The following is a 12,722-nucleotide window of genomic DNA, read 5'->3' as shown; positions in this document are numbered from 1 at the left end:
CACCACTTCCTTGGCTCCAACACCGTCCATGCCGATCGTTCGCGTCGCCGTACTCGCCTCGGGCGAGGGCGGTGGGCGAATCACCGATATGGCACTGCCGACCGAGCTTCCGCTGCGCGAGATCTTGCCTGCGGTCCGACGGATGGCGTTGACGGCCGATGGTGATGACACCGCCGACACGGCGCCGCTATCGCTTGCACCCATCGGCGGTGCGCCGTTCAGCCTGGACGCCACACTGAATACCGTCGGCGTCGTCGACGGCGATCTCCTGGCCCTGCAATCGGTTCCGGCAGGACCACCTGCCCCCCGGATCGTGGAGGACATCGCGGACGCGGCTGTGATCTTCTCTGCCGCCCGGGAAAGGCCATGGAGCGCAGGTCATATACAGCGCGGTGCGACTGTCGCCGTCATCGGCCTCATCCTCGCCGCGACGGTGTTCGCCACCGCGCACCGCGTCACCACCGGCGGCCTCGCGGGGCTCATCGCGGCGTGTGGCATCGCGGTGCTCGCCGTGCTCGCAACCATGCTGGCGTGGGGGCATGCAGCCAAACTGGCCACGGCACTGTCCATCACCGCGCTGATACCGATCGCCGCGGCACTCGGACTAGCGGTGCCCGGTGAGTTCGGGCCTTCCCCGATCTTGCTCGCCGCGGCCGGGGTGACCGCCTGGTCGATCGTGAGCATCACCGTCGCCGAGCGTGCGATCGCGGTCTTCACAGCGGTCACCGTCATCGGGGTCGGCACGCTCATCACCGCGGGCGCCGCGGCGATCTGGGAGTTGGACACCGTCGTCATCGCCTCGGTGCTGATCGTGCTGGCCCTCCTGGTCACCGCGCAGGCCGCGCAACTGTCCGCGATGTGGTCCCGCCTACCGGCACCGGTGATTCCCGCGCCCGGTGATCCGACACCGCCCCCGCCGTCGCTCAAGGTGCTCGAAGACCTGCCGCGGCGGGTACGGGTGGGCGATTCGCACCAGACCGGCTTCATCGCGGGCGGTGTGGTGCTCGCAACCACGGGCGCATGGCTCCTCGCGGCGCCGCCTGGGGTCTCGTACTGGGCGTGGTACGTCGTGGCGGCGGTGGCGTTGGGGGCGGCGTTGCGCGCGCGGGTGTTTGATTCCGCGCCGTGCAAAGCGTGGCTGCTCGCCCAGCCGTTCCTGATGGGTGTCTTGTTCCTCGCGGCGTTCGCCACCGAAGGCCGCTACACCGCGGCCTGGTGGGCGCTGGCGGCGCTGGCAGGCCTGACGGCGGTGTTCGTGTTCGCGGCGCTGGTCCCGCGGGTCGCGTCGCCCGACACCTACTCGTTGCCGATGCGCCGACTGGTCGGCTTCCTGGCTTCCGGCGTCGACGCGTCCTTGATTCCGGTGCTCGCGTACCTCGTCGGACTGTTCGCCTGGGTATTGAATCGATGAGGCCTTGATGCACTCGAAGCTGCGGACGCTCATCGCGGCCGTCGCGGTGCCGCTGGCCGTTGCGACGGTCAGTTGTCCTGCGGCGGGCGCGATCACACCGCCTGAGCTGGACCCTTCAGCAGTACCGCCATCGGGAGCCGACGGCCCCGTACAGCCGATGGCGCAGCGCAGCGCGTGCGTCGCGACCGGCGTGCTGCCCGGCACCGACCTCGGTGCGGTCAACCCGAATCAGTCGATGCTCAACCTCTCCGGCGCGTGGAAGTACAGCCGCGGTGACGGGCAACTGGTCGCCGTACTCGACACAGGTGTTCGGCCGGGCCCGCGCCTACCGAACGTCGACCCGGGCGGCGACTTCGTCGAATCGACGGACGGCCTGACGGACTGCGATGGACACGGAACGTTGGTGGCGGGGCTGATCGCCGGGCAGTCGGGCGCCGACAGCTTTTCCGGAGTCGCGCCAGGCGCGCGGATACTGTCGATCCGGTCGACATCGGCGCACTATGCACCGCGCGAGTCCGGTGAGGATCCGGCGCTCGCACGGGCGGTGCTCGACATCGCCACGCTCGCGAGGGCGATCGTGCGCGCCGCCGATCTCGGCGCTCGCATCATCAACATCTCCGCAGTGACCTGTCTGCCTGCCAACAAGACTGTCGACCAGACTGAACTCGGTGCGGCGTTGCGCTATGCCGCCGTGGAGAAGGACGCGGTGATCATCGCCGCCGCCGGGAACAACAAGGCCGGGTTGAATCCTGGCTCCGCGTGCCCGTCGAATCCGCTGTCGGATCCGGGCCGTCCCGAGGACCCGCGGAACTGGGCAGGCGTCACGGAGATCTCGATTCCGTCTTGGTGGCAGCAGTACGTGCTGTCCGTCGGCTCGCTCAACTCCTCCGGCACGCCTTCGGAGTTCACTGCCGCCGGACCCTGGGTGGGGATCGCGGCGCCCGGCGAGAACATCACCTCGGTCGGCAATGCAGACGGCGGTGGCTTGGCGAACGCGCTGTCCAACGATCAAGGGGAGCTCTTTGGACTCAACAGCGCCAGCTTCGCCGCGGCGTATGTCTCCGGCGTTGCGGCGTTGGTGCGTAGCCGATTTCCAGAGCTGACGGCCGAGCAGGTGATCGATCGTCTGACGGCGGGGGCGCAGGGAGCGGCCCGCGCGCCGTCGAACCTCACGGGCGCGGGGCTTGTCGATCCGGTCGCGTCCTTGACATGGGACATCAATCCGGCGAGCGACCTCGCCCGTGAGCCGCAACCCCAGCCGGTCGCGGCCCCGCCGCAGCCCGCGCCACCAGACTCGACGCCGCGCACAGTCGCGTTCGTCGGCACCGGTGTCCTGGCGTTGATTGCGGCGATCACGGCGGCAGTCGCAACGCGTAGACGAAAGACGGAGACAAAGTGACCATCCGAATCGCGCTCGCGCTGCTGTTCATCGTTCCCGCGGCGCTGGCGTATCCGTGGAACTCCGACCTCGACTGGTGGATATTCGGTGTCGCCATCGGCATCACGTTGATCATATTCGCTTGGTGGCGTGGCCTTTTCGTAACGAACATGGTTGGCAGGAGATGGGCGATCTGGCGCCGCAACCATGCCACGCCGACGGCGCAGGCATCACACGACGTCACTCTCGTAGTGCACGTGGACGACCCGGCGGGAGTGGGTCTGCCGCTGCCGTTGGTGGCCGGCTACGTCGAGCGCTTCGGTGTCCGCAGCCAAAAGGTGCGGGTGACCAATCACGACGCACGCGGCGTTCGCACAACATGGATCAGCGTGACTCTGAGCGCGGCCGACAACCTGGCGGCACTGAAGGCCCGTTCCGCCCGGCTGCCGCTGCACGATATGGCCGAGATCGTCGGTCGCCGGCTGGCCGATCACCTTCGTGAGACGGGCCTGCTGGCCATTGTCGTCGACGACGCTCCGACACCGATTGCCCGCGGCCCCCGCGAGAAGTGGCGCGGGGTCAGCGACGACAACGGATTCGTGTCGGCTTATGGAATCCCAGTCGACGCCAACCTCGCCGAACGGCTCGCCGAGGTGTGGTCGCAGTCGGTCGAGACCTGGACGGCGCTCGAATTCGGCAGTACCTCAGCACATCCCACAGTGTCCGCCCTGTGCGCATTCCGGACAGCGGAGGCGGAGCGCGGCACACCCGTCGCCGGTCTGACTCCTGCGCCCGGGATTCAGCGGCCGTTGCTGACGGCGTTGGATCCGGCGTCGCCGGACCGCCTGGACATCCCGAGTGCGCCGCTGCCGCCTGGACTCTTGGAGCCGGCTGGGTGGCTGGTAGGTGGGCGCTGGTCAGTCGAACATGAAGTCACGCATGAAGCGAGTCATCCTGCGTAGGTAGTCAGGCTGGCTGACATGCAGGATGTGGTTTCCCGGGAACCAGTGGAATGCGCAGCGATCCCAGTGCTCCCAGAGCATTTCGGCCTGCTCTGGTGGGGCGAGCCGGTCGCCGAGACCAGTGATGATCAACCGACGGTCCTTGGGGACCAACGGCTGATAGTTCAGTGGCGACGAGTACCGGGTTGCGGCTGTGGTGAGTTCGGAGCCGGTGTCAGACAGCCAGCTCCGCAGCTGGACCACCTTGTTGGCGGGAAACCATTCGTCGACGGTCTGGTCGGGTGCGACGACGGGAACGTTCGGAATGACGGCCTGGATGCGGTCGTCGACGCTGGCGATCAATGCCGAGGTGTAGCCGCCCAGTGACATTCCGGTCAGCCCGATGCGGTCGACACCGGTGAACTCCAGATAGTCGATGATCGAGCGGAAATCGTGCACGGCCTGCGCCATAGCCTCGGCGAAACCAGAGAAGCCGTTGGCGAAGAATCCGTATCCGCTGAACGGCGAACCCTTTTCGGCACGGCTGCCGTGGAACGGCATGGTATACAGCAGTACGTCGTAGCCGGACCGGTAGAACCACGGCAGCGAGAAGAACAACCCGTTGAACAGATACGGCGAGCCCATGAAACCGTGGATCACACACAGGGTCGGATGCGGTCCGTCGTCATGGCGCCAGTGCTGGGCGTGCACCACGTTGTTGCGTGCGAAGCCGCGGCACTGATCGCGCAACGCCGGGTTGACGGCCTCGAAGCCGCTGTCGAACCGGATGTTGTGCACGTTGCCCTTGGCGATCCATTGCGCGACCGGGCCGGCCGGTCGCGTTGAGACCCGCGGCGGTGCCGTCGGAGTGGGAAAGGACAAGGCGGGATCCTTCGCCGAGGCCAGCTCGCTGTAGAACCTCAGCTGATCTTGTTCGGCGCGCGCTCGGCTGCCGCGTAGGCCGCCAACGAGTGTCGGAAGCATCGTCGTGGCAAGCAGCGAGGCGATTGCGGTGCGCAGGGCGATATCGGCGACGGCGGACGAGTCCACGATGAGCCGCTGGCGCAGTGTGAGATCGGCGCGGCGTGGCAGACCTCGAACCGACGCGTCGGCGCCGGGTACGTCGGGAACGGGAAGGGGCGGATCCAACGGGGTGGTGTCCGAAGTGGTCACGTTCCGGATCGTAACCCGGGTGGAAGACTGGCCCCCATGTGGAACCCTGACCTCTATCTGGCGTATGCGGACCATCGAGGACGGCCGTTCTTCGACCTGATGTCGCGGGTGGCTGCCGAATCGCCGCGGCGGGTGGTCGACCTTGGCTGCGGTCCAGGAAATCTCACCGCCACGCTCGGGGAACGGTGGCCGGACGCCGCCATCGAGGCGTTTGACAGTTCACCGGAGATGGTCGAGGCGGCGCGCGAGCGGGGTATCGATGCTCATGTCGGTGATGTGCAGACGTGGGTGCCGCAGCCCGACACCGATGTGGTGCTGTCCAACGCCGTCCTTCAATGGGTGCCGGGGCACGCCGACCTGCTGGTCCGATGGGCTGGCCAGCTTTCCTCGGGATCGTGGATCGCGATGCAGGTACCCGGGAACTTCGACGCGCCGTCACATGAGGCCGTTCGCCGACTGGCGCGCCATGATCGATGGTCAGAGCCGCTGCGGGACTTCCCATTCCGAGAAGGTCAGGTCGATGGCCCGACGGGCTACGCCACGTTGCTCACCGACGCCGGTTGCCGGGTTGACGCGTGGGAGACGACGTACATCCATGAGCTCACCGGCGAGGATCCGGTGCTGCAGTGGATCACCGGAACGGCGCTGACGCCGGTGAAGAGCCGACTCACCGAGACGCAGTGGCAGCAGTTCCGCGAGGAACTCATCCCGATGCTCGACGAGGCATACCCCATGCGCTCGGACGGCACAACGTTCTTCCCGTTCCGCAGAATATTCGTTGTCGCCCAGTTGAAGTGAACATCAGGCAAGCACCCCGTCCGCAACCCCGCGGAGATCTCGCACCTCATTGCTCGCCTGAGTTATCCCCAATCGCTGTTTTGTCCACAGGTTGGGTGTGAGCTGGGGTTTTGTGTCGGGGGTGTGGTTAGCGTGGAGGCATGTTCGATCACCTCGTCGATGCGGCTCTTGGTAGTCGGGCTTCGGCTGCGGTGGGGGCGTGGGCGCGGGTGGAAAACGCCGCGTGCGCGCGGCGGCTGTCGGCGATGGCCGATGAACTCGACGCGATGCTGGCCGCCGATGGTGGTGAGGAACGCGAGCAGTGGTGTCTGGACAACTGGGACGCCGTGGCCGCCTCAGTGGGCGCCGCCCAAAATGTCTCGTTGGGGGTGGCCGCCCATCAATTGTTGATCGCCGACGCACTGTGCCACCGGCTGCCGCGGGTGGCCGAGGTGTTCGCCGCCGGGGCGATCACCTACCGGATGGTGGCCGCGGTCGTCTCCCGGACCCGCCTCGTGCGCGATCCCGATGCGCTGGGGAAGGTGGATACCGAGATCGCCGCCCACATTGCGGGGTGGGGGTCGTTGTCGGTGGACAAGACCCAGACCGAGATCGACTACTGGGTCGACCGCTACGACCCTGCTGCGGTGCGGCGCAGCGAAGACCGGGTGCGGGGCTGCCATGTCGATATCCGTGGACCCGAGGACGGTTTGGGGACCGCCGATATCGAGGCGCGGCTGTTGGCCACCGATGCTGAGGCGTTGGATCAGCGGTTGGAGGCGATGGCGGCCGCGGTCTGCGAGGGTGATCCGCGCACGCTGGATCAGCGTCGCGCGGCCGCCCTGGGCGCCTTCGGGCACGGCGCCGACCGGCTGGTGTGCGCGTGTGAGAATCCCGACTGCGACGCCGCCGGTGTCCAGCCGAGCACGGTGGTCGTGCACGTCGTCGCCCACGAGGAGTCGTTGGCCGATGACACTGCGGCCCAGTGGGACGGCAAAGAAGAGCCCGACCCCAACGCCACGCAGTGGACGGAGATGACGATTACCGAAGCGCTGACCGACCCACGGCCACCACCGACTGGACCGGCCACCACGCCGCCCGCCGTCATCCTCGGTGGTGGCGTGCTGCCTGCCCCGTTGTTGGCGGCCAAGATTGCGGGTGTCGCCAAGATCGTGCCGATCCGCCACCCCGGCGACAAGCCTCCAGAACCGCGCTACATTCCCTCGGCGGTACTGGCGACGTTCATCCGGTGCCGGGACATGACGTGTCGGTTCCCGGGCTGTGATGAACCCGCCCAGCATTGCGATCTCGACCACACCATTGTCTACCCGGCGGGCCCGACCCAGGCATCCAACCTCAAATGTCTGTGCCGAAAACATCACTTACTCAAAACGTTCGGCGGCTGGCACGACCGCCAGTGGCCCGACGGCACCGTCATCTGGACCTCCCCACACGGGCAGTGTTACACCACCCATCCCGGCAGCCGAATCCTGTTCCCCAGCCTGTGTGAACCCACCGCACCTGTCATGACGAGGGACTCGACCACATCAGGCGGCAACGACACCGCCCGCACGCTGGCCATGCCCCGACGCACAACCACCCGAGCCCACAACCGCACCCAAGCCATCAACAACGAGCGAGCACGCAACCAACCCCTGGTCGACGCAGAAGCCCCCGAACGAAACAGACCCCCACCCTTCTAGGGGTGATAGGGCACTCCCACCGCTCGGAAGACGTACTCCGGCGGGACGTCAAAGGCCAGCGACCGGCGAGGTAGTCGCGCCAGCACCTCGGGTGCGATGGGCGTCTTGTAGTGAAGCGAGAGCTGACCTTCACATCGCGGATCAACCGCGCTGATATTGACATCGATGTGCAGGCCTGTTTCAGAGATGTCGGCCGTCACCGTGCCTGATTGTGTTGTGCTCCAAGGCTGATCGATCGTGCGACCCGCCAGCTTCGGCACCGTCGACAGTGTGCCGAGTATCCGTTGATTGGTGAGCACCAACGCGCCGACATAACTGGCCACATTGCCGTGCGCGCGCTTGCCGGGGATCTTGCCACTGAATCTTCGGGTCACCGGCACGTACTCGGCGATATAGATGATGCCTTCGGCCTCGACTTCGGCCCGCAGTTCAGCGGGCAGCCCACCGATACGAAGCAGCTTGCGCAGAAACACCGCCATACTGGCACCGTAGCTCAGCCGCGGGGAATCCCGAGGGCGCTGCCGACGAACGTCGGCCGGCCACCGTGACGCTCTCGGGTCACAGCTGGTACAGCTATCTATATGACATCCAGGACGCGTTGGCTCCTGGGGAGTGCTGTGGCGGCCGTGGCGGTGTACGCGCTGATTTGGATCGGCTACCTGTCGCAGTGGAAGTGGTTGACCGCGATGGACTCGTGGGCGTTAGACCTCGCGCACGATTACGGGGCCACGCGCCCTGGCTGGGTGACTGCGTGGGACGTGTTCTGCACTGTGCTGGGCCCGACCGCATTTCGACTGGTCGGCCTGGTCGTGATCGTGGTGGCAATGTTTCGCCGTCACTGGCGACTCGTGGGATTCCTGTCGATCACCGCGGGGCTGTCGGGACCGCTCATCGAGCTGGCGAAATACGTGGCCGATCGTCCACGGCCCGCAACGGCAATGGTGGGCGCGCAGTCGGCGGCGTTTCCGTCCGGTCACGCGCTCGGCGTGTTGGTCGCCGTGCTCGCGATACTGACGATCGTCTGGCCCTACGTGAACCCGCCGCTGCGAGGGTGGCTGATCGCGCTCGGCGCGTTGATCGTCGTCATGATCGGGGTTGGTCGCGTCGTACTCAATGTGCACCACCCATCGGATGTCATCGGCGGATGGGCTTTGGGCTACGCATTTTTCGTCGTCTGCGTCCTACTCCTGCCGCCGCGACGGTCGGTCACGGCAGCGGACGGAACACGGGAAGAACGCGATATCGAACAGTGAAGCTGGCATCGGTGCATTCGGTGCTGACCTCGCCATCGTGAGCCAGAATTGTTGAACCGTCCACTGCGGTGAACTCGAATTCGGGTACCCGCATCTCGTGATACAGCGGGCTGCTCACCAATCGGCCCAGCGCCAGTGATACCAGAATGCGCAGCCTGCTGAACCTGCGACCGGTCTCGAGAATGCGGACGTCCATCAAACCGTCATCCATCCGGGTTCGGCGCGACGGGGCGAAGCCGGACGGTAGGTATGTCGAATTGCCAAGGAAGAACAGCGAAGTCTGCAAGCTCTTGTTGTCGTATCGGATTCGCACGGGCTCATCCCGCCGCAGCGTGTGGAACATCGCGTAGATACCGGCGAGCGGCTTGCCGATCTTGTGCTCGAGCTTCTCCCGGGTCTGGACGAACTGCGGGTAGGCGCCGATGCTCGCGGTGTTGACCACCATGTGTTTCTCGTTGAGGCACACCACGTCGACGTAGGCGGCGGTACCTCGCCGGATCGCCTCGGCCGTCTTGGCCACAGTGTCGCATTCGATGTCCTTGGCGAAGTGATTGAACGTTCCGCCCGGGAAGACCGCCAGCGGTAGCCCGGACTCGATCGCGACGCCTGCGCCGCACGACACCGTGCCGTCGCCGCCTCCGACAGCGAGAACTTCGGCTCGATCCGCCGCGGCGCGCAGGACGGCCTCGAGGTCATCACCTTCCTCCAACTCGACGATCTCAGTCGCCGGTAACGCTTCTCGCACCTCTTCCACCACACGTGCGCCCGTGCCGCTGCCCGACGCGGGATTGATCACCAGGACGACCCCCTCACCCTCTGGGCGGGCGGGCGTTTCCAATCGGAGCGGATCCGCGGTCGGAATCTTCGTCGGCACGGTCGGTGGCACTATGCGCGCGCCGACCACCGCGATGGCGGCACCGATGCCGAAGCCGGCGAATACATCACCCGGATAGTGCGCGCCGGTCGCCACCCTGGACAGGCCCACCAGTCCTGCCAGTAACGCAAGTCCGAGCCCGAGCGGCGGATTCTCGAGGCCGACTCCGACGGCGAAAGCGGCCGCACTCGCCGAGTGGCCCGACGGAAGCGAGTTCGATGTCGGGACCCGCCTGCTCTGTCGGGCCAGCGGGACCAACAGGCGATTCGGGCGGGGCCGCTTCCAGATCCGCTTGGCGACCTGGTTGGTCAGCAGACTGGTGACACCGAGAGTCGCGACACCACGTGCCGCACCGCGACGCGAGGCTCGGTGCCGCGTCGCCGCGAGGGCCGCGGCGATGGCAAACCACAGCTTCGAATGGTCCGCGGCGCGGGTCAGCTGCGGCATGAGTGAATCGAGCAGCGGACTGGGCGATTCGGCGATGGCTTCGAACACCTCGCGGTCCAGCGTCCCGAGGCCCTCTCCGATTTGCCGGATGCCTCGATGACGTCGTATGGGCAGGAGGTTCATGGCGCTAATCTATCCACGAGCTTGACAAATTATTTTGTCAAGGGGAACGATGGCGTCATGCTCGACGTCGAGGTGATCGCCGATCCCGCCGCGGCGGTCAGTGCGCTCGATCCGATCAGGACCCGTCTGCTGGCCGAACTGACCGAACCGGCATCGGCGGCCGCCCTCGCGTCGCGCATGGGGATGGCCCGGCAGAAGGTCAATTACCACCTGCGCGCTCTGGAAGATCATCAGCTCGTCGCAGGAGCCGGGGAACGCCGTTGGGGCGGGCTCACCGAGCGTCTCCTCGTCGCGACGGCGGCTTCCTACGTGGTGTCACCCAGCGCCCTCGGGGCGGTCGCGTCCGACCCGGCTCGCTCCAGTGACCGGCTGTCGGCGAGCTACCTCATTGCGCTGTCGGCGCGTGCCGTGCGGGAGGTCGGCGAGCTCTGTCGCATGGCGCGTACGAAGAACAAGCGACTGGCGACACTGTCTATCGACACGGCGATCCAGTTCCGATCGCCGGCGGAGCGGGCCGCCTTCACCGAAGAGCTGTCCGATGCCGTGATGTCGCTGGCGGCGCGCTACCACGACGAATCAGATGCCGACAGCCGCAGCTACCGCTTGGTGGTGGCGGCCTATCCGAAGCCGAAGGAGGATGTGTAATGCCTTTCAAGAGAGACGATTCCGGCCGCCGATGGGTCGAGATGGAGTTCCTCGTACCCGGTACGCCCGAACAGGTATGGCACGCGATTGCGACCGGACCGGGTATGAGCGCGTGGTTCACCACGACAGAGATCGAGGAGCGTGTCGGCGGTGCCATCAGCTTCGACTTCGGCGACGAGAACTGCGGTCAGGACATCTCGTCGGGCAAGATCACGGCCTGGGATCCGCCGGTGCGCGTCGAATACGAGGAATACGGATGGAACGGCGATGCCCCTCCGGTGGCGACCGAGGTGACCGTGACCGCCAGGTCCGGCGACCGTTGTGTCGTCCGCATGGTGCACACCATGGTGACCGACAGGGACGACTGGGATGGCGAACTCGAGAGCTTCGAAACCGGATGGCCGGGCTTCTTCGAGATCCTCAAGGTCTACCTCGCGGACTTCGCTGGAGCGCCGGCGGCGACAGTGCGGGCCTCTGCGGTGTCGCCTGAAGGTGAAAAGCAGGCGTGGTCGACGATGACCGGTGCGCTGAACATCGCCGCCGCCGACGTTGGTGACCGTTGTGAAGCGCCCACAGGCGCGCCCCGACTGGCCGGCCGTGTCGAGCGCATCCACCAGGACGCGGTCTCACGCGAGGTGATGCTGCGTATCGACCAACCCACACTGGGAGTTGCCGTCGTCGGTGCGTGCACAGTCGGTGACGACGGCCGCGCAATGGCCAGCATCTACCTCTACGGACCCGATGCTGCCGACATCGCGGCATCCGAACAGCCGAAATGGACGTCGTGGCTGCGTGGCCTCCTCGAAGGCGAGGCGGTCACCCCCTAGCATGAGCGGGTGCACCGGCTACTGACCCTGCTCTGTGTAGCCGTGATGTCGCTGGCCACCCCATCGGTGAGCCGGGCGCAGACCGCGCCGTGGTTCGCACAGTCCGTCGGCAACGCGACTCAGGTTATTTCCGTTGTGGGCGTTGGCGGCTCGGACGCCAAAATGGATGTCTACCAACGAACCGCTGCGGGCTGGCAGCCCGTCGCCGTCGGTATCCCGGCGTTCGTCGGCGCGGCGGGCATGGCACCGCAGACCCATGACGGCCAAATGAAGACGCCGATGGGGGTGTTCACCCTCGACTTCGCGTTCGGGACCGCGCCCAATCCCGGCGGCGGCCTGCAGTACGTCCAGGTCGGCCCCAATCACTGGTGGGACGGCGATATGAAGAGCCCGACCTACAACACCATGCAGGTGTGTGAGGAATCGCAGTGCCCGTTCAACACCGATCCGTCCAGCGGCACCGAAAACCTGGAAATCCCGCAGTATGTCCACGCGGTCGTGATGGGCGTCAACAAACAACGCGTGCCCGGCAATGGCGGCGCCTTTTTCCTCCATGCCACCGACGGTGGACCGACAGCGGGGTGTGTGGCAATCGACGACGCCAAGCTGGTCGAGATCATGCGCTGGCTTCAGCCCGGCGCACTCATCGCGATCTCGAAGTGATACTCAAAGATTGATTGCCCGACCGGCTTTCACCTTGAAATTGAGATTCTCGGTCGACATCGAGGCGTCGTAGGTGCGGTCGTAGCCGGTCTCGCTGATCCGCCAGCCGTCGCCGGTTCGCCGGTACCGGTCGTGGTAGAAGCCCGCGCCGATCAGCATGAAGTTGAAGTCCGGTGCGATCACGCGGTCCTGCAGGTACCACGTCGCGGTGGCCTCATCGCCGTCCACGGTGATCTCCGGGTGGTTGACGCGGTGTTCGGTGATGATCTCCGGTCCGAGTGAGTTGCGCATGAAAGTGACGAGTTCATCGCGATTGGTGAAGTGGTGCTCCTCGCCGATCGATTCGCCGTACCTGCCGACCACGTCCTCGGTCAGCGTGTCGGCGAACTCGTCCCAATGCTTGGTATCGAGCGCGCGGAGGTAGCGGTACTTGACTTGCTTGATGTCGTCGATGTCACCCATGGCCGACATTGGAGCACACCGGCTACTTCGCCGCATTGAGATTGC

At 66.1% G+C, this 12,722-nt stretch carries 13 protein-coding genes; 9 read left to right on the top strand and 4 right to left on the bottom strand.

Going from position 1 to position 12,722, the window contains the following annotated elements:
* Positions 1 to 28 precede the first annotated feature (28 nt).
* The 3 genes from eccD to eccE are packed head-to-tail and all read left to right on the top strand — an operon-like array spanning position 29 to position 3,751.
* The gene (gene eccD, locus CSQ99_RS14565; RefSeq protein ID WP_099039754.1) at positions 29 to 1,411 is read left to right on the top strand and encodes a type VII secretion integral membrane protein EccD; all 1,383 of its coding nucleotides are present in this window, start codon (positions 29 to 31) and stop codon (positions 1,409 to 1,411) included.
* Positions 1,412 to 1,418: 7 nt separating this feature from the next.
* Positions 1,419 to 2,810 (top strand): type VII secretion-associated serine protease mycosin, encoded by a 1,392-nt coding sequence (gene mycP, locus CSQ99_RS14560; protein ID WP_099039753.1) that lies wholly within the window; start codon positions 1,419 to 1,421, stop codon positions 2,808 to 2,810.
* Complete coding sequence (eccE, locus tag CSQ99_RS14555) at positions 2,807 to 3,751, top strand: type VII secretion protein EccE (protein WP_099039752.1); 945 nt, start codon at positions 2,807 to 2,809, stop codon at positions 3,749 to 3,751. The genes mycP and eccE overlap by 4 nt, the downstream gene beginning before the upstream one ends.
* Here eccE and CSQ99_RS14550 read toward each other — a convergent pair.
* The gene (locus tag CSQ99_RS14550; protein ID WP_099039751.1) at positions 3,707 to 4,903 is read right to left on the bottom strand and encodes an alpha/beta hydrolase family protein; all 1,197 of its coding nucleotides are present in this window, start codon (positions 4,901 to 4,903) and stop codon (positions 3,707 to 3,709) included. The two genes, eccE and CSQ99_RS14550, sit on opposite strands and share 45 nt — an antisense overlap.
* 36 nt (positions 4,904 to 4,939) lie before the next feature.
* Here CSQ99_RS14550 and CSQ99_RS14545 point away from each other — a divergent pair, with 36 nt between their 5' ends.
* Together CSQ99_RS14545 and CSQ99_RS14540 are read left to right on the top strand one after the other, a co-directional pair.
* Positions 4,940 to 5,701: a trans-aconitate 2-methyltransferase gene (locus tag CSQ99_RS14545; protein ID WP_099039750.1), complete on the top strand. Its 762-nt coding sequence runs from the start codon at positions 4,940 to 4,942 to the stop codon at positions 5,699 to 5,701.
* Between the two features lie 140 nt (positions 5,702 to 5,841).
* On the top strand, positions 5,842 to 7,383 hold the full coding sequence (locus CSQ99_RS14540; protein ID WP_099039749.1) for an HNH endonuclease signature motif containing protein: 1,542 nt from the start codon (positions 5,842 to 5,844) through the stop codon (positions 7,381 to 7,383).
* Here the strand turns inward: CSQ99_RS14540 and CSQ99_RS14535 are convergent.
* Entirely contained in the window at positions 7,380 to 7,862 is a 483-nt protein-coding gene (locus CSQ99_RS14535; protein WP_099039748.1) for a hypothetical protein, read from the bottom strand. The two genes, CSQ99_RS14540 and CSQ99_RS14535, sit on opposite strands and share 4 nt — an antisense overlap.
* Positions 7,863 to 7,964: 102 nt before the next feature.
* On the opposite strand from CSQ99_RS14535, the gene CSQ99_RS14530 reads away from it, so the two are divergent.
* Positions 7,965 to 8,636 carry a phosphatase PAP2 family protein gene (locus tag CSQ99_RS14530; protein WP_099039747.1) on the top strand — a complete coding sequence of 224 codons (672 nt, stop codon included), beginning with the start codon at positions 7,965 to 7,967 and terminating at the stop codon, positions 8,634 to 8,636.
* Here the strand turns inward: CSQ99_RS14530 and CSQ99_RS14525 are convergent.
* A complete protein-coding gene (locus CSQ99_RS14525) occupies positions 8,590 to 10,080 on the bottom strand; it encodes a bifunctional phosphatase PAP2/diacylglycerol kinase family protein (protein WP_099039746.1) in 1,491 nt (496 codons plus the stop codon). The genes CSQ99_RS14530 and CSQ99_RS14525 overlap by 47 nt on opposite strands.
* A gap of 57 nt (positions 10,081 to 10,137) precedes the next feature.
* Between CSQ99_RS14525 and CSQ99_RS14520 the strand changes: the two genes are divergently transcribed.
* Genes CSQ99_RS14520 through CSQ99_RS14510 form a run of 3 tightly spaced genes read left to right on the top strand, consistent with a single transcriptional unit; the run spans position 10,138 to position 12,215 of the window.
* Positions 10,138 to 10,725: an ArsR/SmtB family transcription factor gene (locus tag CSQ99_RS14520; protein ID WP_099039745.1), complete on the top strand. Its 588-nt coding sequence runs from the start codon at positions 10,138 to 10,140 to the stop codon at positions 10,723 to 10,725.
* Positions 10,725 to 11,552: an SRPBCC family protein gene (locus CSQ99_RS14515; protein ID WP_176561033.1), complete on the top strand. Its 828-nt coding sequence runs from the start codon at positions 10,725 to 10,727 to the stop codon at positions 11,550 to 11,552. Before CSQ99_RS14520 ends, CSQ99_RS14515 begins: the two co-directional genes overlap by 1 nt.
* Before the next feature lie 9 nt (positions 11,553 to 11,561).
* Positions 11,562 to 12,215, top strand: coding sequence for a L,D-transpeptidase family protein (locus CSQ99_RS14510; protein ID WP_176561032.1), 654 nt, complete (start codon positions 11,562 to 11,564; stop codon positions 12,213 to 12,215).
* Positions 12,216 to 12,218: 3 nt separating this feature from the next.
* On the opposite strand, the gene CSQ99_RS14505 is transcribed toward CSQ99_RS14510, so the two are convergent.
* Positions 12,219 to 12,677, bottom strand: a complete 459-nt coding sequence (locus tag CSQ99_RS14505) for a nuclear transport factor 2 family protein (RefSeq protein WP_176561031.1) — start codon at positions 12,675 to 12,677, stop codon at positions 12,219 to 12,221.
* Positions 12,678 to 12,722: the final 45 nt, after the last annotated feature.

It is taken from the genome of Mycobacterium neglectum (genome assembly GCF_002591975.1).
Classification (GTDB): domain Bacteria; phylum Actinomycetota; class Actinomycetes; order Mycobacteriales; family Mycobacteriaceae; genus Mycobacterium; species Mycobacterium neglectum.
The sequence above is the reverse complement of the archived record's forward strand: the minus strand, read 5'-3'. Positions and strand labels throughout refer to the sequence as shown.

Bases quoted from the DNA above. Each gene is read 5' to 3' on its own strand.
- eccD (WP_099039754.1), top strand. From the start codon at position 29: ATGCCGATCGTTCGCGTCGCCGTACTCGCCTCGGGCGAGGGCGGTGGG.
- mycP (WP_099039753.1), top strand. From the start codon at position 1,419: ATGCACTCGAAGCTGCGGACGCTCATCGCGGCCGTCGCGGTGCCGCTG.
- CSQ99_RS14545 (WP_099039750.1), top strand. From the start codon at position 4,940: ATGTGGAACCCTGACCTCTATCTGGCGTATGCGGACCATCGAGGACGG.
- CSQ99_RS14540 (WP_099039749.1), top strand. From the start codon at position 5,842: ATGTTCGATCACCTCGTCGATGCGGCTCTTGGTAGTCGGGCTTCGGCT.
- CSQ99_RS14535 (WP_099039748.1), bottom strand. From the start codon at position 7,862: ATGGCGGTGTTTCTGCGCAAGCTGCTTCGTATCGGTGGGCTGCCCGCT.
- CSQ99_RS14530 (WP_099039747.1), top strand. From the start codon at position 7,965: ATGACATCCAGGACGCGTTGGCTCCTGGGGAGTGCTGTGGCGGCCGTG.
- CSQ99_RS14525 (WP_099039746.1), bottom strand. From the start codon at position 10,080: ATGAACCTCCTGCCCATACGACGTCATCGAGGCATCCGGCAAATCGGA.
- CSQ99_RS14520 (WP_099039745.1), top strand. From the start codon at position 10,138: ATGCTCGACGTCGAGGTGATCGCCGATCCCGCCGCGGCGGTCAGTGCG.
- CSQ99_RS14515 (WP_176561033.1), top strand. From the start codon at position 10,725: ATGCCTTTCAAGAGAGACGATTCCGGCCGCCGATGGGTCGAGATGGAG.
- CSQ99_RS14505 (WP_176561031.1), bottom strand. From the start codon at position 12,677: ATGGGTGACATCGACGACATCAAGCAAGTCAAGTACCGCTACCTCCGC.